General features: G+C 69.4%; 22 protein-coding genes, 1 tRNA gene and 1 riboswitch. Of the genes, 9 read left to right on the forward strand and 14 right to left on the reverse strand.

The window, feature by feature from the left end; translation table 11 throughout:
* Positions 1–15: 15 nt before the first annotated feature.
* Complete coding sequence (locus DS837_RS19665) at positions 16–858, forward strand: GH12 family glycosyl hydrolase domain-containing protein (protein WP_149166311.1); 843 nt, start codon at positions 16–18, stop codon at positions 856–858.
* Positions 859–902: 44 nt separating this feature from the next.
* On the opposite strand, the gene fbaA is transcribed toward DS837_RS19665, so the two are convergent.
* Positions 903–1,982: a class II fructose-bisphosphate aldolase gene (fbaA, locus tag DS837_RS19670; RefSeq protein WP_137117940.1), complete on the reverse strand. Its 1,080-nt coding sequence runs from the start codon at positions 1,980–1,982 to the stop codon at positions 903–905.
* A gap of 240 nt (positions 1,983–2,222) precedes the next feature.
* Between fbaA and DS837_RS19675 the strand changes: the two genes are divergently transcribed.
* From DS837_RS19675 to ccoG, 4 genes are all read left to right on the forward strand, one after another.
* The gene (locus DS837_RS19675) at positions 2,223–3,095 is read left to right on the forward strand and encodes an SMP-30/gluconolactonase/LRE family protein (protein ID WP_149166312.1); all 873 of its coding nucleotides are present in this window, start codon (positions 2,223–2,225) and stop codon (positions 3,093–3,095) included.
* A gap of 310 nt (positions 3,096–3,405) precedes the next feature.
* Entirely contained in the window at positions 3,406–6,225 is a 2,820-nt protein-coding gene (gene ppc, locus DS837_RS19680; protein ID WP_149166313.1) for a phosphoenolpyruvate carboxylase, read from the forward strand.
* Positions 6,226–6,635: 410 nt separating this feature from the next.
* A complete protein-coding gene (locus DS837_RS19685; protein ID WP_149166314.1) occupies positions 6,636–8,084 on the forward strand; it encodes an aminotransferase-like domain-containing protein in 1,449 nt (482 codons plus the stop codon).
* Between the two features lie 190 nt (positions 8,085–8,274).
* Positions 8,275–9,774: a cytochrome c oxidase accessory protein CcoG gene (ccoG, locus tag DS837_RS19690; RefSeq protein ID WP_149166315.1), complete on the forward strand. Its 1,500-nt coding sequence runs from the start codon at positions 8,275–8,277 to the stop codon at positions 9,772–9,774.
* Between the two features lie 6 nt (positions 9,775–9,780).
* Here the strand turns inward: ccoG and DS837_RS19695 are convergent, their stop codons facing one another.
* The 3 genes from DS837_RS19695 to DS837_RS19705 form a co-directional block, all read right to left on the reverse strand.
* Positions 9,781–10,767, reverse strand: a complete 987-nt coding sequence (locus DS837_RS19695) for a potassium channel family protein (protein ID WP_149166316.1) — start codon at positions 10,765–10,767, stop codon at positions 9,781–9,783.
* 87 nt (positions 10,768–10,854) lie between these two features.
* Positions 10,855–11,457, reverse strand: coding sequence for a 2-hydroxychromene-2-carboxylate isomerase (locus DS837_RS19700; protein ID WP_149166317.1), 603 nt, complete (start codon positions 11,455–11,457; stop codon positions 10,855–10,857).
* Between the two features lie 210 nt (positions 11,458–11,667).
* On the reverse strand, positions 11,668–12,381 hold the full coding sequence (locus DS837_RS19705) for a response regulator (protein WP_109072303.1): 714 nt from the start codon (positions 12,379–12,381) through the stop codon (positions 11,668–11,670).
* A gap of 224 nt (positions 12,382–12,605) precedes the next feature.
* Between DS837_RS19705 and DS837_RS19710 the strand changes: the two genes are divergently transcribed.
* On the forward strand, positions 12,606–12,797 hold the full coding sequence (locus tag DS837_RS19710) for a hypothetical protein (protein ID WP_247890036.1): 192 nt from the start codon (positions 12,606–12,608) through the stop codon (positions 12,795–12,797).
* 18 nt (positions 12,798–12,815) lie between these two features.
* Here the strand turns inward: DS837_RS19710 and DS837_RS19715 are convergent, their stop codons facing one another.
* Positions 12,816–13,229 carry a Rid family hydrolase gene (locus DS837_RS19715; protein WP_149166318.1) on the reverse strand — a complete coding sequence of 138 codons (414 nt, stop codon included), beginning with the start codon at positions 13,227–13,229 and terminating at the stop codon, positions 12,816–12,818.
* A gap of 258 nt (positions 13,230–13,487) precedes the next feature.
* Here DS837_RS19715 and DS837_RS19720 point away from each other — a divergent pair, with 258 nt between their 5' ends.
* Positions 13,488–15,617, forward strand: a complete 2,130-nt coding sequence (locus DS837_RS19720; RefSeq protein WP_149166319.1) for a hypothetical protein — start codon at positions 13,488–13,490, stop codon at positions 15,615–15,617.
* Between the two features lie 30 nt (positions 15,618–15,647).
* On the opposite strand, the gene DS837_RS19725 is transcribed toward DS837_RS19720, so the two are convergent.
* The 7 genes from DS837_RS19725 to mgtE form a co-directional block, all read right to left on the reverse strand.
* Positions 15,648–16,346 (reverse strand): NnrU family protein, encoded by a 699-nt coding sequence (locus tag DS837_RS19725; protein ID WP_149166320.1) that lies wholly within the window; start codon positions 16,344–16,346, stop codon positions 15,648–15,650.
* Positions 16,347–16,375: 29 nt separating this feature from the next.
* On the reverse strand, positions 16,376–16,849 hold the full coding sequence (locus DS837_RS19730; protein WP_149166321.1) for a hypothetical protein: 474 nt from the start codon (positions 16,847–16,849) through the stop codon (positions 16,376–16,378).
* Between the two features lie 38 nt (positions 16,850–16,887).
* Complete coding sequence (locus DS837_RS19735) at positions 16,888–17,331, reverse strand: PaaI family thioesterase (protein ID WP_149166322.1); 444 nt, start codon at positions 17,329–17,331, stop codon at positions 16,888–16,890.
* A 63-nt stretch (positions 17,332–17,394) separates the two neighbouring features.
* Positions 17,395–18,165, reverse strand: coding sequence for a thiazole synthase (thiG, locus tag DS837_RS19740; RefSeq protein WP_149166323.1), 771 nt, complete (start codon positions 18,163–18,165; stop codon positions 17,395–17,397).
* Between the two features lie 193 nt (positions 18,166–18,358).
* The gene (gene thiS, locus DS837_RS19745) at positions 18,359–18,568 is read right to left on the reverse strand and encodes a sulfur carrier protein ThiS (RefSeq protein ID WP_149166324.1); all 210 of its coding nucleotides are present in this window, start codon (positions 18,566–18,568) and stop codon (positions 18,359–18,361) included.
* Entirely contained in the window at positions 18,565–19,734 is a 1,170-nt protein-coding gene (gene thiO / locus DS837_RS19750; protein ID WP_149166325.1) for a glycine oxidase ThiO, read from the reverse strand. The genes thiS and thiO overlap by 4 nt, the downstream gene beginning before the upstream one ends.
* Positions 19,726–19,829, reverse strand: a riboswitch (TPP riboswitch). It overlaps the preceding gene by 9 nt.
* Before the next feature lie 46 nt (positions 19,830–19,875).
* Positions 19,876–21,315: a magnesium transporter gene (gene mgtE / locus DS837_RS19755; protein WP_149166326.1), complete on the reverse strand. Its 1,440-nt coding sequence runs from the start codon at positions 21,313–21,315 to the stop codon at positions 19,876–19,878.
* A 296-nt stretch (positions 21,316–21,611) separates the two neighbouring features.
* On the opposite strand from mgtE, the gene DS837_RS19760 reads away from it, so the two are divergent.
* The gene (locus DS837_RS19760) at positions 21,612–21,914 is read left to right on the forward strand and encodes an STAS domain-containing protein (protein WP_014199893.1); all 303 of its coding nucleotides are present in this window, start codon (positions 21,612–21,614) and stop codon (positions 21,912–21,914) included.
* A gap of 15 nt (positions 21,915–21,929) precedes the next feature.
* On the opposite strand, the gene DS837_RS19765 is transcribed toward DS837_RS19760, so the two are convergent.
* Together DS837_RS19765 and DS837_RS19770 are read right to left on the reverse strand one after the other, a co-directional pair.
* Positions 21,930–23,093: a glycosyltransferase family 61 protein gene (locus DS837_RS19765; RefSeq protein WP_149166327.1), complete on the reverse strand. Its 1,164-nt coding sequence runs from the start codon at positions 23,091–23,093 to the stop codon at positions 21,930–21,932.
* Between the two features lie 144 nt (positions 23,094–23,237).
* Positions 23,238–23,324: transfer RNA gene (locus DS837_RS19770), tRNA-Leu, on the reverse strand.
* A 125-nt stretch (positions 23,325–23,449) separates the two neighbouring features.
* On the opposite strand from DS837_RS19770, the gene lipB reads away from it, so the two are divergent.
* Complete coding sequence (lipB, locus tag DS837_RS19775; protein WP_149166328.1) at positions 23,450–24,184, forward strand: lipoyl(octanoyl) transferase LipB; 735 nt, start codon at positions 23,450–23,452, stop codon at positions 24,182–24,184.
* The last annotated feature ends 1 nt before the right edge of the window (position 24,185 follow it).

A 24,185-nucleotide genomic window follows, 5' to 3' on the forward strand; every position in this document is an offset into this window, starting at 1 on the left:
AGCGGGGACCCCACCATGACCACGACGCTGACGGGAAGCGCCAACCGGCTGGAGGCCGGCGGCTGGGCGGCCAGCAGCAACGTCTGGAATCCGGGCGGCTACCGCAACGGCAAGGACTTCACCCAGTCCATCGTCCTCAACGAGGCGACCTTTCCAAACGGGACGGTGATCAGCTGGAACTGGCCCTACGACAGCCGGCGCGCCCTGACCTACGAGAATTACCCGGTGCGGGCCTACCCGGAGCTGACCCACGGCGTCAATCCGTGGAACGGCGCGCCGTCCACCAGCGCGGTCCTGCCGGCGCGGATCGCCGACCTGCCGAATTTCGACGTGACCTACAAGGTCGGCCTGATCGGAGCGACCAATCTCTACAACGTCGCCGTCAGCCTGTGGATCGGCGACGACCCGAAAAAGGGGATCGAGGGCGTGACCGACGAGGTGATGGTGTGGCTGCACAGCGGCTACTTCACCCCCGCCGGGGAGCCGGTCGCCACGCTGACCGACGCGCAGGGGGATGCCACGCTGTGGAACAAGCCGGTGTTCAGCGGCGGGGTGGACGGCAACCCGATCGACTGGGAATACACGGTTCTGCAATACGGCGACGACCGGCTGGCCGGGACGCTGGACCTGGATGGGCTGCTGGATGAGCTTCAGACCCGCGGGATCGTCAGCGAGACAGACTGGATTCTCGGCTTCCAGTTCGGCGCCGAGGTGGCGGCGGGAGTCGGATCGATGACGGTCGAGCAACTGGCCGTGGATTTCACGGCGCCCCCGGCGCCGGTCCTGGCTCCAACCCCGGCCCCGGCGGCAATCACGACGCCGCCGGAGCCGGTGATCGGGGTGGTGCCGTCGGTGTAGGGGCGAGCGGCCATGTCGGCCCCCCACCCCCACATCCCGACCGATCAGCCGGCCAGCGACTTGCCGGAAGCGCCCAGATCGGCGAAGGCCTCGTCGAGACGACGGACCATGCCCTGCTCGCCCAGGCGCAGCCACTTGCGCGGGTCGTACAGCTTCTTCAGCGGCTTGCCCGACTGCGGGTCGATCTGATGGCGGAAAGCCGCCTCGTTCTCCAGCACGAAGCCGCCGATGGACTCGGCGAAGGCGAACTGGGTGTCGGTGTCGATGTTCATCTTGAACACGCCGAAGCCGACCGCCTGGGCGATCTTCTCCTTCTCCGACCCCGAACCGCCGTGGAACACCAGCGCCAGCGGCTTGGCGCCGCCGCCGTGACGCTCCGCCACCAGGGCCTGCGAGGCGCCGAGGATTTCCGGACGCAGCTTGACGTTGCCCGGGGCATAGACGCCGTGCACGTTGCCGAAGGAGGCCGCGACCGAGAAATGGCCGATGGGCGACAGCTCCTCATAGGCGCGCAGCACGTCTTCCGGCTGGGTGTAGAGGTGGGCGTTGTTGGCGGCGTCCAGGTCCTCCGACCCGATGCCGTCCTCCTCGCCGCCGGTCACGCCCAGCTCGATCTCCAGGCTCATGCCCAGCGGGGCGAGGCGCTTGAGGACACGGGCGCATTCCGACAGGTTGAAGTCCAGCGACTCCTCCGACAGGTCGAGCATGTGCGAGCTGAACAGCGGACGGCCGGTGCGGCGGAAATGCTCCTCGCCATGGCCGATCATGCCCTCGACCCAGGGGATCAGGCCCTTGTTCGCGTGGTCGGTGTGCAGGACGACGCAGACGCCGTACTGCTCGGCCAGCAGATGGACGTGCTGGGCGGCCGAGACCGCGCCCAGGATGCGCGCCTGGAGCGCGTCCTTCATGCCCTCGCCGGCGTAGAAGCGGGCGCCGCCGTTCGACAGCTGCACGATCACGTCGGAGCGGTTCTTCGCCGCCGCCTCGAGGACGGCGTTGATGCCGTTGGTGCCGACCACGTTGACCGCCGGCAGAGCGTAACCACCGTCCTGGCAGGCGGCGATCAGCGCGCGGTAGTCCTCTCCGGTCACGACGCCGGGCTTCAGTCGGGTCGGGGCAGACATGGGTGAATTCCTCCCTCGGAAAAATACTGCCTTGAAACTTTGGTTCGAACGTTGGTTCAAACGTCGGTTCGATCGTTCGGCCAAGCCCCATATGGGCATGGGACCGGCGAACGCCACGCGCTCTTTTTGCCACTTCCCGCGCCGGAACGCTGCAAAAGACTTGCCGCGAAAGCCACCCTGGACCTGTGACGAAAAGACCCGCGGCATCGCGCGGAGCAGTCAGAGAAGGAGACCGTGACCATGGACGCTCACTGTGTCTGGGAGGCCGGCGCGCAGCTCGGCGAAGGGCCGGTCTGGTCGCCGTCGCGCAACGCCCTGTTCGCCGTGGACATCCGCGGGTCGCGCCTGCTGCGCTACACCCCCGCCGACGGCCGGGGCCGTGACTGGCCGCTGGAGGAAGCCGCCTGCTGGCTGGTCGAGCGGGCGGACGGCGCCGGCTTCGTCGCCGGGCTGCGCTCCCGCCGGCTGGTCGGCCTGACGCTCGACGGCGACCGGCTCTCGATGGGACCCGAGATGCTGCGGCTGGAGGAGGACACACCCGGCAACCGGCTGAACGACGCCATGGCCGACGCTGCCGGCCGGCTGTGGGTGGGCAGCATGGATGACGCGGAACAGGACGCCTCCGGCGCGCTGTACCGCATCGGGCCCGACGGTTCCGTGGAGCGGGCGGACAAGGGCTACACGGTCAGCAACGGCCCCGCCCTGTCACCGGACGGGCGGACGCTCTACCACACCGACAGCCCGTCCCGAACCGTCTTCGCCTTCACCCTGGCCGCGGACGGCACCCTGTCCGGCAAGCGCGTCCACCTCCGTTTCGGTGAGGAGGACGGCTATCCCGACGGCATGACCTGCGACGCCGAGGGGCACCTCTGGGTCGCCCACTGGAGCGGCGGGCGGGTCAGCCGCTTCCGGCCGGACGGGACGCTGGACCGGGTGGTGCGGCTGCCGGTGTCCAACGTCACCTCCTGCGCCTTCGGCGGGCCGGGGCTGGACCGGCTGTTCATCACCACCGCCGCCCAGGACGCGCCGGCTGGGGAACCGCTCGCCGGTGGGCTGTTCGCCTGCACCCCCGGCGTCGTCGGGCTGCCGGCGGGACGGTTCGGCGCGCCCTGAACACGCCGCGGGTCCCAGCCTCGAGCCTTGCCAGCGGATTTGATATACTAGTATAAATGCGACGCTGAACAGCAGCCGTCTCCGCATGGCGGAAGGATCGCGCGCCGCCGTGGCGGGCCCTTCGGCCAAGTGATAGATCTGTGCGGACACCGCAGCGCAACCGGCGCCACCGGGGCGGCGGCGTCCGCAACCGTGCCGAAGCCGTTCTCCCACAAGGGAAAAAGGGCTTTAGCGGGTGCAGCAAACTGCTTTACAGTTGCACGCCGATCCTTTCGACGGTTCCACCTTCGCACAGCCGGAGCGACCCACGATGACCACCGACGCCGCCCTCCATTCCACCGCTCCGGTCAGCGACACCGAAACCGGCACCGACACTGGCACCGACGACAAGGATTTCCCGCTGCGGGAGGATATCCGCCTGCTCGGCCGCCTGCTCGGCGACACGGTGCGCGAACAGGAGGGCGACGGCGTCTACGGCGTCATCGAAAGCGTGCGCCAGGCGTCGGTGCGCTTCAACCGCGACGACGACGACTCCGCCCGCCGCGAGATGGCCGAGATCCTGAACGGCCTGCCGCGCGACACGATGATGTCGGTGGTGCGCGCCTTCTCCTACTTCCTGCACCTCGCCAACATCGCCGAGGACCAGCACCACATCCGCCGCACCCGCGACCACGCCATCGCCGGCTCGCCGGCGCGCGAGGGCACCCTGCCCTACGCGCTGGAGCGGCTGGAGGCCGCCGGCGTCGCGCCGGACCGGCTGGCCGGGGTGCTGGACATCGCGCAGGTCAGCCCGGTGCTGACCGCCCACCCGACCGAGGTCCAGCGCAAGAGCATCCTGGCGCTGGAGCACAAGGTGGCCTCCCTGCTGGACACCCGCGACCGTTCCCGCCTGACGCCGGAGGAGGCGGAGGCCAACATGGACGCGCTTCAGGAGGCCATCCTGACCCTGTGGCGCACCCGCATGCTGCGCCCGCAGCGCCTCGCCGTGATCGACGAGGTGAAGAACGGCATCTCCTACTACACCGACACCTTCTTCTCCGAGCTGCCCAAGCTGTTCTGCCGCTTCGAGGACCTGCTGGCCAAGCGCTTCCCCGACCGGGAGTGGTCGCTGCCGCCCTATTTCCGCATCGGCTCCTGGATCGGCGGCGACCGCGACGGCAACCCCTTCGTCACCGCGCCGATCCTGCGCGAGGCGATGCGCCTGCAATCGACCGCCGCGCTCGACCACTATCTGACCGAAATCCACGAGCTGGGCGGCGAGCTGCCGCTGTCCGAGCTTCTGCTCGGCACCTCGCCGGAGCTGGAGGCGCTGGCCAAGCGCTCCCCCGACCATTCGCCGCACCGCGCCGACGAGCCGTTCCGCCGCGCCCTGACCGGCATCTACGCCCGTCTGGCGGCGACCTCGCGGACGCTCGACCAGCATGAGGCGCTGCGCAACGCGGTCGGCAAGGGCGATCCCTACGCCACCAGCGCCGAGCTGCTGGCCGATCTGGAGGTGCTGGCCGCCTCGCTGAAGGCCCACGGGGCGGGCCGTCTGGCCGCCGGGCGGCTGCGCCGCCTGATCATCGCGGTGAAGACCTTCGGCTTCCATCTGGCCCCGATCGACCTGCGCCAGAACTCCGACGTGCACCAGCGCACGGTGGCGGAGCTGCTGGCCGTCGCCGGCCGCTGCGCCGACTACGCCGCCCTGTCGGAGGACGAGCGCATCGCCCTGCTGGCCGAGGAAATCCAAAGCCCGCGCCCGCTCCACTCGCCCTACCACGCCTATTCGGAGGAGACGGCGGGCGAGCTGGCGATCTTCTTCGCCGCCCGCCAGCTGCGCGAGACCTACGGACCCGCCGCCCTGCCGAACAGCATCATCTCCAAGACAGACGGCGCGTCCGACCTGCTGGAGGTGGCGCTGCTGCTCAAGGAATCCGGCCTGCTGCGCCCGGAGACGGGGGGCGCCCCGGCGCTCGGCCTCAACATCGTCCCGCTGTTCGAGACCATCGAGGATCTCCGGCAGGCCCCGGCGACGATGGAGCGGCTGTTCACCCTGCCCGCCTACCGCGCCCTGGTCACCTCGCGCGGGGACGAGCAGGAGGTGATGCTCGGTTATTCCGACAGCAACAAGGACGGCGGTTTCCTGACCTCCGGCTGGGAGCTGTACAAGGCGGAGATCGAGCTGGCGAAGCTGTTCGACCGGCACGGCGTGCGCATGCGGCTGTTCCATGGCCGCGGCGGCTCGGTCGGCCGCGGCGGCGGCCCCAGCTATCAGGCCATCCTGGCCCAGCCGACCGGCGCGGTGTCCGGCCAGATCCGCATCACCGAGCAGGGCGAGGTCATCGCCTCGAAGTATGGGCGCCCCGAGGTCGGGCAGCGCAACCTGGAGGTCCTGACCGCGGCGACGCTGGAGGCCACCCTGCTCGACCTGGAGAACCGCGTCGAGCCGGCGGAATCCTTCTACGCGGCGATGGAGCGGCTGTCGGAGCTGGCCTTCGGCGCCTACCGCGGGCTGGTCTACGAGACGCCGGGCTTCACCCAGTATTTCCGCACGGCCACGCCGATCTCGGAAATCGCCACGCTGAACATCGGCAGCCGTCCAGCCTCGCGCACCAAGTCGGACCGCATCGAGGATCTGCGCGCCATTCCCTGGGTCTTCTCCTGGGCGCAGTGCCGCCTGATGCTGCCGGGCTGGTACGGCTTCGGCAGCGCCGTGGAGGCGTGGCTGGAGGAGGAGCCGGACGGGCTCGCCCTGCTCCAGCGCATGAATCGCGCCTGGCCCTTCTTCAAGTCGCTGCTGTCCAACATGGACATGGTGCTGGCCAAGAGCGACCTCGCCATCGCCTCGCGCTACGCGGAGCTGGTGGAGGACGTCGAGCTGCGCGAGCGCATCTTCGGCCGCATCCGCGAGGAGTGGCAGCGCACCCGGCGCCATCTGCTGGCCATCGCCGGCCACGACGAGCTGCTGGGCGAGAACCCGCTGCTGGCGCGGTCGATCCGCAACCGCTTCCCCTACATGGACCCGCTGAACCACGTCCAGGTCGAGCTTCTGCGGCGCCACCGCGCCGGCAGCAGCGACGAGCGGGTGCGGCGCGGCATCCTGATGTCGATCAACGGCGTCGCCGCCGGCCTGCGCAACAGCGGCTGACCCTGCGGGCGCCGCTTCCCTCCCCTCGCTCCGGCGGGACGGAAGCGGGAGCGGCGAAACCGTGGGCCGGCATCGAAAATGGATTGCCACCCTCGATTCTCTGCTTGCTTTCATATTAATATATTAGTATGCTTCCTCTTGTGTTCAAGCGTTGTGGGCCGCCATTGCGGCGGCCGGTGCGACGTCCTGGACGTTTCCTCCCTAGACTCGAAGGCCATCGGGGACCACCCCGGTGGCCTTTTTTCTGCGCACGCTTTGACTGCGGAGTCTGTTGTCCAGGGTGGAACACCCCGCGATGAACGGGGGGCTGGCGGGGCCGGTGGCACATTCCCGACGCGCACATTGACAATCCATACAATGCCGGGCCTAATGTCTGGAAGGGAGCGCCCCGCCTCCCTGCAAGGATCACCATGCCGCAGCTTCCCGCCCCTCAAAACGCTTCCCACCCCATCGACTGGGCGCCCTCGCTGGAGGACCGCAGCCGGCCCGTCTACATCGCCATCGCGGACGCCATCGCGGCGGACATCGGGGCGGGGCGGCTGAGGCCCGGCGACCGGCTGCCGCCGCAGCGGATTCTGGCCGACCGGCTGGGCATCGACTTCACCACCGTCAGCCGCGCCTATGGGGAGGCGCGCCACCGCGGGCTGGTCGACGCGCGGGTCGGGCAGGGAACCTTCGTGCGCAAGACGGGCCATGTTCCCCCGCCCTTCGCCGCGGAGCCGCACACCACCGTTGGCACGGTGCCGCTGGCCGTCAGCATGGCGATGAACCAGCCGCCGCAGCCGGAGGACTCCGCCGCCCTCACCGCCCGCATGACCCGCGGCGTCGCCGCGGCCACCGCGGCTCTGGGGCTGCCGGACCTGCTGCGCTACCCGGACGGGGCCGACAGCCCGGAGGACCGCGAGGCGGCGGTCCATTGGCTGCGCCATCGCCTGCCCGGCCTGACGGCGGAGCGGGTGTTGGTGGCGCCCGGCACGCAGGCCGCCCTGCTCGCCCTGCTCTCCGCCCTGGCCCGCCCCGGCGACACGGTCTGCGCGGAAGCTCTGACCTACCCCGGCTTCCGCGCCGCGGCGGCCCAGTTCGGGCTGCGGGTGGTCGGCGTTCCGATGGACGCCGACGGCATCGACCCCGACGCGCTGCGCGCCGCGCTCGCCGAGCACCGGCCCAAGGCACTCTACTGCATCCCGACCTTCCACAACCCGACCACCGCGACCATGCCGGAGGAGCGGCGGCGGGCGGTCGCCGCGGCGGTGCGCGACCACAACGTTCCGATCATCGAGGACGACATCTACGGCCCGCTGCCGGAAACGGCGCCGCCGCCGCTGGCCGCCTTCGCGCCGGAGCTGACCTACCACGTCGCCGGACTTGCCAAATGCGTGTCCCCGGCGCTGCGCATCGCCTATGTGGCGGCACCCGACGCCCGGCAGGCCCGCCGGGTGGCGGTGGCGCAGCGGGCGACCACGCTGATCGCCGCCCCGCTGTCCGCCACCATCGCGCGGCTGTGGATTGCCGACGGCACCGCCGAGGCCGTGCGCGACGCCATCCGGGCGGAGGCCATGGTCCGCCGGGCGCTCGCCGAATCGCTCCTGCCGGCGGAGCGGATCGTCACCAAGCGGGAGGCCTTCCATCTCTGGCTCACCCTGCCGGACGGCTGGACCGGCGGGGAGTTCACCGCCCACCTGCGCAGCCGGGGCATCTCGGCGGTGGCCGCGGAGGCCTTCGCCACCACGCCGGACGTGCCCGCGGCCCTGCGCTTCTGCCTGGGCGCTCCACTGGACCGCGACGAGACCCGCCGCGCGCTGGAAATCCTGGCCGATGCCCTGGTCCTGCCCCCCGCCACCGCGGGCGTCATCATCTGAATCCGATCATCAGCCTGCTTCAGAGTGTCGCATTGCTGGGATCGCCTCCCGAAAAATCAGGATTTTCCATACACGTCCTCCATTGAATGCATTCAATCGCGCTTGCGGATGTGGCGATTGAAGGCATACAGTCGGCGCCATGCCGCAGGCCACCGCTCGGGTGGTGCGGATGTTTGCGCAGAGGCACGCCATGCAGAATCTCGCCCGCTCGTCCAGCCTTCCCCCGCCGCCCTCCGCTCCGGCCCCTTCCACCCCGGCTTCCTCGACCCCGGCTCCGTTCTACGCACCGCACCAGAAGATCTACCCGAAGGCGGCGCGCGGCCGGTTCCGCCGCATCAAGTCGGCGCTGATGGTGGGCCTGCTGGCGCTGTTCATGCTGCTGCCCTGGCTGCGCTGGGACCGCGGCGCCGGCCTGCCGAACCAGGCGATCCTGTTCGATCTGGACAGCCAGCGCTTCTACCTGTTCGCCCTCGAACTCTGGCCGCAGCACATCTACTACCTGACGGGCGCGATGATCCTGGCGGCGGTCGGGCTGTTCCTGGCGACGGCGCTCGCCGGCCGCGTCTGGTGCGGCTACACCTGCCCGCAGACGGTGTGGACTGACCTCTACGTGAAGGTGGAGGAATGGATCGAAGGCGACCGCGGCGCCCGCATCCGGCTGGACAAGGGCCCGCGCAACGCCGGCTGGCTGGCCAAGAAGACGGCCAAGCACGCGGTCTGGCTGCTGATCGCCCTGGCGACCGGGGCCTCGGCCCTCTTCTACTTCGTGGACGCGCCGGGCTACGTCGCGGACCTGCTGCGCTTCCAGCCGGGGCCGGTGGCGACCGGCTGGATCCTGTTCATGACCGCCTGCACCTACGCCATGGCCGGCTTCATGCGGGAGCAGATGTGCGTCTATGTCTGCCCCTGGCCGCGCATCCAGGCCGCCCTGCTGGACGATGAAAGCCTCACCGTCACCTATCAGGACTGGCGCGGCGACGGCCGCGCGCCGCTGCGCAAGGAGCAGAGCTGGGCGGAGCGCTCCGCCGAGGGGCTGGGCGACTGCATTGACTGCAAGGCCTGCGTCCAGGTCTGCCCGACCGGCATCGACATCCGCGACGGCCTGCAGATGGACTGCATCAGTTGCGGCCTGTGCATCGACGCCTGCGACGACGTGATGGCCCGCATCGGGCGCCCCGGCGGGCTGATCCGCTACGACACCCAGTCCGCCCAGGAGGCCAAGGCGGTGGCCCGCAAGCCGGAGCCCTACCGGCTGGTTCGCCCGCGCACCATCATCTATTCGCTGGTGATGCTGGTGGTCGGCGGGATGATGACGCTGGGCGTGCTGCTGGAGCCGACGGTGGACGTTTCCGTCCTGCGCGACCGGGCGCCGCTCTACGTCACCCTGTCCGACGGCGCGATCCAGAACAGCTACACGGTCAAGATCTCCAACATGACCCGCGCCCCGCAGGGCTACCGCCTGACGGTCTCCGGCCCCCGCGGCGCCACGGTGACGGCGGCCGGCGGCGGGAGTGCCGATGGCGCGGCGCCGGTGCTGGGCGCCGAACCCGACACGGTGCAGACCCACCGCATCCATGTCCGCGCCCCGGCGGGCGCCGCGGTGGCCGGCTCCACGCCGCTGACCCTCACCCTGACCCGTCTGTCGGACGGGGTGGCTCATCAGGCCGAGACGGTGTTCCTCGCTCCCTGACCCGCCTTACAATGGACCGTCGCGGTCGCGGCGGTCCCGCGGGGCGGCGTGGCCGATGATGGCGCTGAAGCCGAACAGCAGGAGCAGGACGCCCATCACGATCTCGACCCCGCAGATCAGCCGCACCGCCCCCGTCACCGGGTGGATGTCGCCGTAGCCGACCGTGGCGAAGGTGACCAGCGAGAAGTACAGCCCCTCCGGAAAGGTCAGGTCGCGGCGCACGCCGTCGATGATGAAGTTCGGCTCCACCATGAAGCGGTCGAGGATGGTGTAGAAGGCGCCGAACATGATGATGCACAGCGAATAGAAGGTCAGAAAGGCAAAGGCCGGCAGCACCAGCCGGGCCGCCTGCTGGAAGAAGCCCTCGAACAGCAGCCCGGCGTCGAGCAGGAAGACGGCGATGTCGCGGGCGACGAGGGCGACGACGACTCCGATCGCCGACATCGACAGCAGGAAGATCGCCGTCAGCATCTCCGGCGACACCTCCCGCCCCGGCAGCAGGAAGGTCAGCGCGCCGATGCCCCAGACCGGGGCCATCCACAGGAAGATGCGGTCGAAATGCCCGCCGTCGCGCAACCGCCGCGACATCACGATGCTGCGGATCGTGTTGGCCCGCCACCACGCACCCCCAAGGAAGGCGATCAGCGGGATCGCGAAGGCGGCGGCCTGGATGTGCGACGGGATGCTGTGAAAGTTGCTTTCCAGGAAGAAGACGAAGACGCAGGCGTAGACGCCGATGAAGTTCGCCAGGGCCAGGCTGAAGAACTGGCTTCCCGGAAACAGATAGTGGAAGGCGCCGACGACGAGGCCGACCGACCCCAGCAGGGCGATGGCCAGATCGCCCGACACCGAGCGGATGGACAGGGCGATCATTCCCTGCATCAGCGCGGTCAGCACCGCGCCGGTCAGCCAGGACCGGCGTGCGCGCGGCCGGGACGTATGGGCGGGGCCGGCGGCCTTGCTGGGGCGGCGGTCGGGGAGGATCTGGTCCATGCGCGAACCGGTTGTCGGAGGTGCCCACCTTATAGCGCCACCGCCGGTCCCGATGGCAGGACTTTCAGCCGCCCTCCCCTAACGGGATTACCAGCCGCCCGTGCTCAGCCAGCGCTCCACCATGTCCAGCCGGTCCCAGCCCCAGAAGGGTTCGTCGTCGACGATGACGAAGGGGGAGCCGAAGACTCCGCGGTCCACCGCCGCGTCGTTCTCGGCGCGCAGGCGGTCCTTGACGGTCTGGTCCTGGAGGGCTGCGGCCACCGCCGCCCGGTCGTGGCCGAGCCTGCCGGCGATCTCCACCACCGCTTCGGCGGGGCCGATGTCGCGCCCCTCCCCCCAATGGGCGTGGTAGAGGGTGCGGGCCAGCAGCTTCGCCTGCTCGGGATGCTCGTCAGTCAGCCAGTAGAAGGCGCGCGACGCGGCGACGCTGTTGGCGGGGGCCGAATCGGGGTAGGTGAAGGGCGCGTTGGTCAGCCGGGCGATCCGGCCCACGTCATGGACCAGATACTCGCCGCGCAACGGCTGCTGAAGGTTCGGCTTCATCCCCGTCACCTTGAAGATGGCGCCGAGCAGGATCGGGCGCCAGGTGACGGTGCGGCCATGCGCCGCAGCCAGCTCCTCGATGCGGCGGCTGGCGAAATAGCCGTAGGGCGAGGCGAAGTCGAAGTAGAAATCGATGGGGTCGGCCATCCGCGGTTCCTCCCGGTTCTGCTTTTCCGGAAAGGCTAGCGCGCGCCGAAGGTTCCGTCCAGCCGCCGACGGCTGGACGGGACTCATACGGCCGGCGCATGAACAGTCCCATGATCGGCCGGCCGTATGACCCTTTCGCACATGGCTGCGCCATGTGCTGTCGGGTTTGAACCGAAAGCGTTTGATGAAAGCCATCAAACGCCTTCGGTATCAGACCGTCTTCACCTTGGCGTCGAAGACATAGCCGGCGCCGCGCTCGGTCTTGATGATGCGCGGCTCCTTCGGATTCGCCTCGATCTTGCGGCGCAGGCGCAGGATCAGCACGTCGATGGAACGGTCGAACACCTCCGCACCGTCGGCGCGGGTCAGGTCCAGCAGCTGGTCGCGGGTCAGCACCCGCTGCGGGCGCTTCACGAAGGCGGCGAGCAGGCCGAACTCCGCCTTGGTCAACTCGACCTCGCGCCCATCCTGGCTGCGCAGGCGCTGGGCGGTCAGGTCCAGCTCCCAATTGGCGAACTGCACAACGGCGCGCAGGTCGTCAGGGCTGCGCGGCGGGCGTCCCTCGCCGGAGACGCGGCGCAGCACGGCCTTGATGCGAGCCAATAATTCGCGCGGGTTGAACGGCTTGGTCAGATAGTCGTCGGCGCCAAGCTCCAGACCGACGATGCGGTCCACATCCTGGTCCTTCGACGACAGAATGATGACGGGGATGTGCGATTCGGTGCGGATCTGACGGACCAGCCCCAGCCCGTCGCCGTCCGGAAGCCGCAGGTCGCAGACCACCAGATCGACGGAGTCGCTCTCCAACGCCTTCTTCGCCGCGGCCGTGTCCGGTGCGGTGGTCACGCGATAGCCTTCCGAAGCCAGATAGGACTCCAGAAGTTCGCGCACCGGCTCGTCATCATCGACCGCGAGAATGTGCATGGCCGTTACCTCCCGTCCTCTTCATAGCTCACCGCCATGGGTGCACGCAATCGGTTACAAGCCCGTAACAGGCACTCGCCGCACGACCGCTGGGTGAATCGGCTGAAACATCCCACCGTGCGAACGAAACGAAAAAGCCGGTTTCCTGAAATCACGCGGTCATCACAGGTTGGTTTATTCCTCTCAGCCGCGAGGCGAAAGGCAAAAGCCCGCACCGAAGGGGAATGACGATGCTCGTGCTCGACCAGTGCCTGGAACGGATGGCCCATCTCGACCGCGCCGACCGCCTGCTGAACGAGGTGCGCGTCTACAACAGCCGCCTGCCGATCCGCGAAGCGCTGGCCCAGCACCGCGCGCTGCTGAGCGAGGCCCGCCGCCACATCGAATCGGCGCGCACGCTGGTCGGCGAGCCCTGAGCCGGAGATGCGAAACGCTCAACAGCGCGCGGTGACCTCGATCTCGATCCTCATGCGCGGGTCGGCCAGCGGGCAGACCATGGTCGTGCCGATGGGCGGGCGGTCGCGGAACTCCTCCGCCAGGATCGGCTGAACCCGAGGAAAGTCCGCGGCGTCCGCCAGATAGACCCGCATCCGCACCACATCCGACAAGTCCGCTTCCGACCGCCGCAGCGTCCGGCGGATGTTGCGCAGGGTCTGGCGTGCCTGCTCCTCCACGTCGCCGGCCATCGTCCGACGCTCCGCATCGAAGCCGGAGGTGCCGGACACGAACACCCACCGCCGGTCCGGAGCACCCGCGGCCCCGGCCACACTGCCGGCCACGACGGCCCGAACGCCGTCCCCCCGCCAGCCGCCGGCCACCCCTTCAGCTCCGCTCTCGCCAGGATTCATGGCTCTCCCCTCCCTTTATTGTTCGTGTTCTTTATAGTCAGCAAAACCGACTTGGCACCTTTATGTCACAGAGGGCCGAATCCGCACAAACCCTGACCAGCGGCGGTTCCGCGGCATGTCGGCGCGGTTCGGTCCTTTCCGCCTGCCCAAATCTTTCCCAAATCAAAGCGTAAGCCGGGCCAATCAGTCGGGCTCAGTCAGCCGGGTCCAATCAGCCGGGCCAAGAACGCCCAATCGTCCATAACGGGAGAAACCCGCATGTCCGGGATCACGAAAGCCGCCCTCTTCACCCTCGCCGTGCCGCTGCTGGCCGCGCCCGCCCTGGCGGCGGACCAGCCGCCGGGAGCGCTGTCGCTGAAGCGGGTGCTGCTGTCCACCGGCGGCGTCGGCTATTTCGAGCATGAGGCGCGCGTGTCCGGCGACGCGGCGCTGACCCTGGAGGTGCGCCGCGATCAGGTGGACGACGTGCTGAAGAGCATCGTGGTCTACGACGACCACGGCGGCATCGGCACGGTGGACCTGCCGGGGCAGGAGCCGCTGGAGACCGCCTTCCGCGAGCTGCCCTTCACGCCGGAGGATCTCGCCTCCCCCACCGCCCTGTTGAACGCGATGAAGGGGGCGGAGGTGCAGACCAGCGGCTCCCGCGCGGTGTCGGGCCGGCTGCTCTCGGTGACCGAGGAATACACCCAGCTTCCCAACGGCGGCGGCACCGTCACCCGCAACCGGGTCAGCCTGATGACCGCGGAGGGGCTGCGCCAGCTCGTCCTGGAGGAGACCGATTCCCTGCGCTTCGCCGACCCGCGGGTGCAGGAGCAGCTCGACACCGCGCTGGCCGCGGTCGCTGGAGCGGCGGGCAAGGAGCGGCGGCGCCTGACCATCCGCACCACCGCCCCGCAGACGGACGCGGACGCGGACGCCGAGCGCACCGTGCGCGTCGCCTATGTGGTGGCCGCCCCGCTGTGGAAGGCGACCTACCGCCTGACCCTGCCCGAATCGGCGCCCGGATCGGCGAAGGGGAGCGAGGGCGGCACCGGCGACCTGCAGGGCTGGGCCGTGCTGGAAAATCTCAGCGGCGACGATTGGAAGGGGGTGGAGCTGTCGGTGGCCTCGGGCAATCCGGTCACCTTCCGGCAGGCGCTCTACTCCGCCTATTTCGTGAATCGGCCGGAGGTGCCGGTGGAGGTGCTCGGCCGCGTCCTGCCTCCCCCCGACGAGGGGGCCGTGGCCGCCGACGCGATGGCGAAGGCCATGGAACCGGCCGTCCGCTCGCGCGCCGCCACCGAGTCCGGCGCCCCCACCGCCATGGCCGCCCCGCCCGCCCCGGCGCCGGCCATGAGTGCGCCCTTCGCCGGGGCGATGCCGCAGCGCGCGGCGGAGACCACCCCCGCCGAAAGCACGGAGGCGACGGCACAGGTGCTGTTCCGCTACCCGCAGCCGGTGACCCTGGCCAACGGCGGCACGATGATGATGCCGATCACCGCCCGCGCCATCCCGGCGGAGCGGCTGTCGCTCTACCAGCCCAACACCCAGCCGCGCCACCCGCTGGCCGCGCTGCGCCTCAGCAACGGCGACTCGGGCGAGACCGGCCTGCCGCCGGGCGTGCTGACGCTCTATGAGCGGCTGGGCGGGGCCGCCGCCTATGTGGGCGACGCGCGGCTGGCCACGCTTCCGGCGGGCGAGAGCCGAATCCTCAGCTTCGCGGTGGATCAGGCGGTGACGGTGGACCGCTCCGAGCAGCCGAGCCGCACCCTGTCCCGCGCCACCCTGGCCGATGGGGTGCTGCAGCTGACCGTGACCGACCGCCAGACCACCACCTACCGGATCGCCGGCGCGGCGGGCGAGGACCGCACCGTCATCGTCGAGCACCCGCGGCGTTCCGGTTGGGAACTGGTGCAGCCCACGGGCGGGGCGACGGGCGGAGCCGCCCCGGACCTGACCGCCGACGCCTACCGCCTGCCGGTGGCGGTGCCCGCCGGCCAGACGGTGACCTTGGCCGTCGCTCTGGAGCGCCCGCGGATCGAACGGTTCGGCATTTCGGAGATGTCGCCGGAGCAGGTGCGGGCCTACGCTTCCTCCACGGAACTGCCGCCCGCGGCGCGCGAGGCCCTGGCGAAGGTTGCGACCCTGCGCGGCGCCGTCGCCGACAAGGAGCGCCGCGTCGCCGACCTGGAGCGCGAACAGGCGGAGATCAGCAAGGAGCAGGAGCGGCTGCGCCAGAACCTCGCCACGCTGCCGCGCGACAGCGACCTGTTCAAGCGGACCATCGCCAAGATGGGCGAGCAGGAAACCCGCCTGGACGGTCTGTCCCGCGAGCTGACCACCGCCCGCAAGGAGGCCGACACCGCCCGCAACACGCTGCGCGATCAGGTGCGCGGCATGACGTTCTGAGAGCGGCGGGCTAAGGGTGAAGGCGGACCGTCACCAGGGCAGCGGCGACACGCCGAACAGCATCCGGTGCAGATGCAGCAGCCCGCCATAGGCCAGCAGAGCCACCGCCGGGCGCCACCAGCCGATCTCTCGCCAGACGAGGCTTTGGCGCCCGGCCAGGATCGCCGCGAAGGGCAGGTTGGACGTGCGTGCGGCGTAGCGGTCCCACGCCGCCCCCAGCCGCCGCGCCAGCTTCGCGTCGATCAGGACGCTGCCGCCCAGCGCCAGCAGGGCGAGCGTGCCGAACAGGATCAGCGAGGCGAGATCGCCGTTCGGCACCATATGGGCGACCGCCCACAACCCGACGCCCCACAGGAACGGGTTGCGCGTCACCCGCAGAATGCCGCGGACCGGCTCCCGGTCGCCGGTCAGCAGCGTCTCCTGCCCGACCGAGGTCGGATTGGGGGTGGAAAGGCCGGCGACGAGCAGGAACAGCGCGGCCGGCACCAGAAGGACCGGCACCCAGGCCAGCCCGCCGGCGGGCGGCCACAACGGCACGGAGGGCGCCGCGTTGTAGGCCGCCGCCAGCCACCAGAAGGCCAGCGCTGAGATCAGCGAATAGAGGCCGAGATAGGGCTTCTCGCCCAGCCGTCCGACCAGCGCCGCGCGCAGCGGCGTGCTGGAAATGCCGAAATGCGTCAGCAGCAGGAACAATCCCGCGGCGAATAGATGGGCGATGGTGCCGGTCATGCGCGGTCTCCCGGTCGCGAAGCCTCTCGTCAGGCGCCCTTTTCCAGCGTCGTGCCGCTGCAATAGGCCCAATCGTCGCCGTGCAGGCCGAAGAACAGGGCCACCGGCTGCTTGCCGGAGCGGTCGATCACCACGCGGAAGCGGTTGCCGGTGCAGGCGCCGGCCGCCTGCTTCTGGTAGGGCAGCTTGACGCTCTTCGACGTCAGGCAGGAATCCGCGGCCTTGGGCGGGTTGGCCGACGCGTCGATGCGCTTGCCGTTCAGCACCATGTAGTAGTTGGTGGCCTGCCCGCCCTTCACCTCGGCCTTCACCTCGATCTTGCCGAATCGGGACTTGTAGAGGCCGGCGTCGGTTTCGCCATCCGGCGCGCCGGGAGCGATGGCGCGGAAGGACACGGCGCCGCAGGCCGGCGGCTCCTTCTTCTGGGCGAAGGCCGGCTGGGCCAGGATGAGGGTGGCGGCGCCCGCGACCAATGCGGCACCGAGAAGACGCGACAGCGGCATGCGAACCTCCTGGATCGGATGGAAGGGGTTGGGACGGGTCAGGCGGGGGCCTGGCAGAACAGGGTCTGCTGCATGATGGCGCAGTCCTTCTCCATGCCACCGTCGAGCATGGAAATCTCGACGCTGGTGACGGTCAGGGTGCGGCCCGGCTTCAGCACGCGGGCGCGGGCGATCATCACCTCGCCCTTGGCCGGCGACATCAGGTTGACCTTGAACTCCACCGCCAGGACCTCGCTGCCCGCCGGCATCAGCGTGTAGCCGGCGTAGCCCCCGGCGTTGTCGGCCAGCGTGCTGACCATGCCCGCGTGGAAGAAGCCGTGCTGCTGCGTCAGGTCGGCGCGGAACGGCAGGCGCATCTCGCAGAAGCCGGGCTCCAGCCACGTCAGTTCGATCCCCAGTGTCTTGCAGATCGGTTGGATTTCGAAGCTGGCGCGGCAGCGCGCCTCCCAGTCCGGGTCGCGCGGTTCGAAGATCTTGGGCACGTCTCGGGTCTCTCTGATCGTTTTCGGGGGTTCAAATCGGACGGCCCCTACCCTGCGCCAGCCTTACGTTCCGATCAAGCCGAGCTGCGGGCTCGACGCCTCGGCGAAGGCGCGTTTCGGCATGCGCCCGGCCAGACGGGCCGTCCGCCCCGCCGCCACCGCGTCGCGCATCGCCGCCGCCATGCGCACCGGATCGCGCGCCTTCGACACCGCGGTGTTCAGCAGGACGGCGGCGCAGCCCAGCTCCATCGCCAGGGCGGCGTCCGACGCCGTGCCGATCCCGGCGTCCAGAACCACCGGCACCGGGCTGCGCGCGCAGATCGTCTCGATGGCGTGCGGGTTGCGGATGCCCAGCCCCGAGCCGATGAAGGCGCCCAACGGCATCACCGCCGCCGCCCCCAGGTCGGCGAGCTTGCGGCAGGTCACCGGATCGTCGTTGCAGTAGGGCAGAACGGTGAAGCCATCGGCCACCAGCTCCTCGGTCGCGCGCAGCAGTTCCTCGACGTCGGGATAGAGCAGTTCGCGGTCGCCGATGACCTCCAGCTTGATCCAGTCCACGCCCAGCGCCTCGCGGGCGAGCTGCGCGGTCAGCACCGCCTCCTTGGCGGTCAGGCAGCCGGCGGTGTTGGGCAGCAGCCCGGCGCGGTCGCCGATGACGTCGACGAGGCTTTCCGAATAGCCGTCCAGGCTGATGCGGCGGATGGCCAGCGTGACCAGTTCGCTGCCGCTGGCCTCCAGCGCGTCGAGCATGACCTGCTGGTTCGGATAGCCGGCGGTGCCGAGAAACAGGCGCGAGCGGAACTCACGGCCCGCTATGGTGAGCGTGTCGTTCATGGGTGTGTCCTCGACGATTGATATGCCCTCTCCCGCCTCGGGAGAGGGAAGGGGCCCGCGCGAAGCGTGGGAAGGGTGAGAGTGCCGCCAAGAATCAGCGCATTGATCCTCGCATGACCCTCACCCGGCCCTTCGGGCCACCCTCTCCCGGGGCCGGAGAGGGAAAATGCCTTTGATTGGGAATGCCCTGCGCTCAGCCGCCCTGCACGGGGCGGATGATCTCCAGGGCGTCCCCCGCGGACAGCGGCGTCTCTTCCCAGCGGCGGGACGGCAGGACGGCGCCGTTGAGGGCGACGGCGACCCCGCGCGTGCCCGCGGCGATTCCCCGCCCGGCCAGCAGGGCGGCTACGGTGGGGACGGCAAGGTCCTCCTCCCGCCCGTTGACGCGGATGCGGGCGCTCATGCCGCGGCTCCCTTGGGCTGGGCGAAGCGGTCGAGCGCGAAGGGGCGGATCACCGAATCCGTCTCCCCGGTCAGGATCAGCCGCGCGATCGACTCCGCGGTGACCGGGGTCAGCAGGATGCCGTTGCGGTGGTGCCCGGTGGCATAGACCAGCCCCTCTACCTCCGAGAGGCCGAGGATCGGGGCGTCGTCGCGGGTGCCGGGGCGGAAGCCGGCCCACGCTTCCTCGATGGGCAGTTCGGCGATGCCCGGCAGGGCACGCCACGCCCCCTCCAGCAGGGCGAACTGGCCCCCGGCGGTCAGCCGATCGTCGAATCCGCGCTCCTCCGTCGTGGCGCCGACCAGCAGCCGCCCGTCCAGCCGCGGGATCAGGTAGGTGCCGGGGGTCCACACCACATGGCGCAGCAGCGGCAGCCGGGAGTCCATGCGCAGGCAGAGCATCTGGCCCTTCACCGGGCGCACGGGCGGACGCACCGCCGGGGACAGCCCGTCGATCCAGCCCGACCACGCCCCGGCGGCCAGAATCACCCGGTCGGCCTCGAACAGCCGGTCGCCGACCTGGACGCCGACAGCCCGGCCGCCGCGGATCTCGATGCGGGACACCTCGGCATACTCGTGCACCACGGCGCCGGCCCGCAGGGCGGCGGCATGCAGGGCGGCGGCGACCTTGCGGTTGTCGACCTGATGGTCGCCGGCGCAGAACAGCGCGCCGGCCACGCCGGGCTGGAGATAGGGCTCGCGCCGCCGCACCTCCGCCCCGCTCAGCCATTCCACCGGCAGGCCGAGCTTGGTCTGGAAGTCGTGCAGGAAGCGCACCTTGGCCGCGTCGTCGGCGTTCAGCGCGATGACCATCGTGCCTTCGTCGCGCAGGTCAACCGCCATGCCGGACGCGGCCTCCAGCTCCGCCGCGAAGGCGGGCCACAGGTCCTGCGAGGCGCGGGTCAGCGGCAGAAGGCTCTCTTCGCCGGGTTCGGTCTCCACGCAGGCGGCGAGCATGCCGCCCGCGGCGTGGCTGGCGCCCCGGCCGGCGGCGCCACGGTCGAAGACCTCGACCCGGCAGCCGGCGGCGGCCAGCCTCCAGGCGATGGAGAGGCCGACCACCCCGGCGCCGATCACGGCGACGGTGGGTTTCGCGGAATCAGAATGAAATAAGGGCGCGGATACCATGCGGCGGCTCCCTTCGCTGGCATTATCCAGACAGGTTCGATGGGTGTGATCTCAGCCGCACGAGCGCATCCCGCACGGCACCCCAGCCAATGCCCGGATCATCCGGAAGAGGACCGCCTTTGGCAAGCCCCTTTTCGTTGGTCACAACAACAAAAGCGACGCCAGCCCCAAGAAGGACAGGAACCCGATGACGTCGGTCATGGTGGTCAGGAAGACCGAACTCGCCACCGCCGGATCGACGCCCAGCCGGTCCAGTCCGATGGGAATCAGCACCCCGCACAGGCCGGCGACGAACAGGTTGATGACCATGGCACAGCCGATGACCAAGCCGATCATCGGCTCGAACCACGTCGCGGCAATGGCCCCGACCAGCGTGGCGAAGACGGCGCCGTTGAGCAGCCCAACGAGCACCTCCTTACCCACCACGCGGGGGGCGTTGGAGGACGACAGCTCGCGTGTCGCCAGGGCGCGCACCGCCACGGTCAGCGTCTGGGTCCCGGCGTTGCCGCCCATCGAGGCGGTGATCGGCATCAGCACGGCCAGCGCCACGATCTGCTCGATGGTCGCCTCGAACAGCGAGATGACGCCCGCCGCCGCGAAGGCGGTGAACAGGTTCAGCCCCAGCCAGGAAATGCGCGAGCGCGAGGTTTCCAGAACCGAGCGGTAGATCGAGGTGTCGCCGACGCCGCCCAGCTTGCCGATGTCGTCCTCGGCCTCCTCGTCGATGATGTGGACCACGTCGTCGACGGTGATGACGCCGATCAGCCGCCCACCGGCGTCCACCACGGGGGCGGAGACCAGGGCGTATTGGCGGAACAGGTTCGCCACCTCCTCCTGGTCCATAGTGGCGGGGATGGTGTCCACCTCCTCCGTCACCAGATCGGCGATGCGGACCGACCGCTTCTGGCGCAGCAGGCGCGACAGCGGCACCGCACCGACCACCCGGTGCATCGGATCGACGACGAAGATGTCGTAGAAGTCCTCCGGCAGTTCGTCGGTGGCGGCGCGCACATAGTCGATGGTCTTGCCCACCGTCCAGAACTGCGGCACCGCCACCAGATCACGCTGCATCAGGCGGCCGGCGGTGTACTCGTCGTAGGTCAGGTTCTCCTGGACCAGCGCGCGGTCGGCGGCCGGCAGATTCTCCAGCACCTCGCGCCGGGTGTCCTCGTCCAGGTCCTCAATGACGTCGACGGCGTCGTCGGTGTCCAGCTCCGCGACGGCGGCGGCCAGCTCCTTCGGCTCGAACAGCTCGACGATCTCCTCGCGGAGATCGGGGTTGAGGTAGCTCAGCACCTCGCCGTCGAAGTCCGGGCGCAGGACGCCGACCAGCGCCTCCCGGTCGTCGTGGCCGAGCTGCTCGATCAGATCCGCGATGTCGGCGGGATGCAGCGTGTCCAGCTCGGCGCGCAGATCGTCGCGCCGTCCGGCGTGCAGCCGTTCGACGACCTCCTCGACGAACTCCGGCTCCACACCATAGGCGCGCTCCTCCTCGCCGTCCTCGCGGGGCGGATCGGGGCGTTCGGCCGGGTGCGGCACATCGTCCTGGATACGATCCGGTTCCTGGCGGTCGGTGTGCATGGCGGCACCCTCCCTGTACGATGGCAATGCGGCGTGACGGCATGGTCCTGCGATCGGCCGACCATGGCGCACCGGCGTTTGCGGGTTGGTGGGGAGCCCTTGCGGGTTCCCGCCGGGGCGCCCACCGAATATAGGTGTGCCGCCGTTTTGTCCAGCGCGGCGGGCCGCTCCGGCTTCTCCAGACCCTCGCGCAATGCTTGCGTGGGCTGCGCAATTCGTGCACCCATAATGCGCGCGTGGCTTTTCTCCCCGCGCAGGCAGCGAAAAACAGACACCACCGGCCAACGGATGTGACGATGGAGTACGCCTACACCGACATCGACGGTCAGGAAGGGATCATGCTGTCGGGGCGTTTCACCTACGACGACAGCCGCAAGTTTCATGATTTGCTGGCGGACTGGGACATCGGCGCGCGGCCCGAGGTGCGGCTGGACCTGCGTTACATGACCTTCCTGGACTCCGCGGCGATCGGCATGCTGTTCGTCCTCGCCAACCGCTGCCGCGACGCGAAGGGACTGGTGACCGTGCACAATGCGCAACCCTACATTGTGCAGACCATGCGCCGCGTGGCGCTCGACCAGTATGTGGAGTTCCGCTGAGGAGGCGGCCCGGCGTTACAGGAAGCCCTCCCTCTTCAGAACCGCAGCCAACCGGTCGACCGGAAGGCGCCACGCCTTGTTGTGAGGCCGCAACGGCTCCCAGGGGCCGTCGTTCTCACCGACCACACATCCGTAGCGGATGCCCTTGAGATTGCCCAACCGCCGGAACAGCCAGTTCACGTTCAGATCCATCTGCAGTTCGCACAGCGCCGCGCGGCTGTCGCAATAAACCACATTGGTCAGGCCCGCACCGTGCGGAGCCACGATGTGCGACGCCTCGGCAAATCGCTGCGCCTGTTCGGCGAGCGGAAGCGTCTCGCATTCGAGAATCTCGTAACCGGCCGCTTCCAGGAGGGTGATGACCTCCTGTTCGTTCAGCAATCGGCGATGCTCCGCGTTCCGGCGCGCGATGTACAACCGGCGGCCAGTCGCCGTCGACGGCGCACCCAAGCCGGAAGAGGCGAAGACGCGCAACTGCTCCGGGCGCGGGAAATGACCGAAATCGCCAATGTTGGGTATGAGAATCAACTCGTCCACTTCGACGGTTTCCGGCGCATGGACTGCCTGAAGCCGCACCGCCCGGCGGCTCGCGACGCCGTTCAGAAAATCCCACTGGAATTGACACCGCAAGGGCGGAACAAGAAGGACATCATCAAGGTACTTTTCCGGCAGGACGGAAAAACGGGACATCACATCGATGTTCCAATGGTAATAATTATAAGCTCCACCCGGTGCGAGAAGGTGAACGGCGCGATTCTGCAACCGGCTGAACTTTTCGCTCGACACTGAAATCGAGCCGACATCACGGTCGAGATGGATGCCATGCTCCGCCAGTTCGATGTATTGGATGGTTTCATCAAGCAGGCAAAGCCCGGTCTGTCCGGTGGTCTGGTCCACCGGCCTGAGCATGACGATGCCGGACGACGAATGGACCAGGGCGCCGCGGAGCCGGTAGAGCCGCACCGGCGCCGAGCGGTAGACCGACTCGCACCATGCCCCCTCGTAGGGACGCTCGAAAACCCGGCGATGCGAGAAATCCGTGTCGCCGAAAGCCAGCGGCGCGACCTCGATCTCCCGCGCCGGCAACAACTCGCGCGACTCCACGATGGGATGCCCATCGCCGTCGACCAAGTGCCGCGCCTCCGCCTCGGCGAGCGACAAATGGAGAGGAAGGTTCATGTCACGGGCATCCGGGCTGGTCCTGGCTGACGGAACCGCTTCCCCCGCCTTGGGCTGTTTGTCGGCCCCTGCTTCGCGCGAAAAAACAAAAGGACGCCGTATGACGGGCGCCCTTTCAACATCTCGTTCCTCCCGGAGGGAGGATGGTGCGGTCGAGAAGACTCGAACTTCCACGGCATTTCTGCCACAGCGACCTCAACGCTGCGCGTCTACCAATTCCGCCACGACCGCACAAGGCTGGTAGAACCGAGGAGGGAACTGCTCCCCTCATCGGGTGGAGCGGGGGAATAGCAGATCCCCAACGCCCGATCAAGCGGCGTCTCGCGTTTTTGCCAAAGAAAGTTCATAACGTCGGCATGACCGACCTCACCGCCCCCGTTCCGCCCTCCGCCGCCCCCGGTCCCGACGCCGATACCGCCATCGCTTCCGGGCGGGCGGTGGAGTGGCGCATCAGCGACACGCCCGTCCCCTACCCCGACGCGCTGGCCGAGATGGAAGCGCGCGTCGAGGCCATCCGTGCCGGCACCGCGCCGGAGCTGGTCTGGCTGCTGGAGCATCCGCCTCTCTACACCGCCGGCACCAGCGCGCGGGAGGAGGACCTGCTGGAGCCTGGCCGCTTCCCCGTCTATCAGGCCGGGCGCGGCGGGCAATTCACCTATCACGGGCCGGGGCAGCGCGTGGCCTACGTGATGCTCGACCTCAAGACGCGCGGCGCCGACATCCGCGCCTTCGTCCAGGATCTGGAGGACTGGCTGATCCGCACGCTGGCCGCCTTCAACATCCGCGGCGAACGGCGGGAGGGCCGGGTCGGCATCTGGGTGGACAAGCAACCCTACGGCGGCGCGCCCGGCCAGGAGGACAAGATCGCCGCGATCGGCGTGCGGGTGCGCCGCTGGGTCAGCTTCCACGGCGTCGCCCTGAACGTGGAGCCGGATCTGTCCCACTTCGCCGGCATCGTCCCCTGTGGCATCAGCGAGCATGGGGTGACCTCCATCGTGGCGCTCGGCCATCTTGTCGCCATGGGGGACGTGGACGCCGCCCTGATCGCCAGCTTCGCGCAGGTGTTCGGCGGCGGGCAGGAAGGGAAATGAC

Source organism: Azospirillum brasilense, from assembly GCF_008365405.1.
GTDB classification, from domain to species: Bacteria; Pseudomonadota; Alphaproteobacteria; order Azospirillales; family Azospirillaceae; genus Azospirillum; species Azospirillum brasilense_D.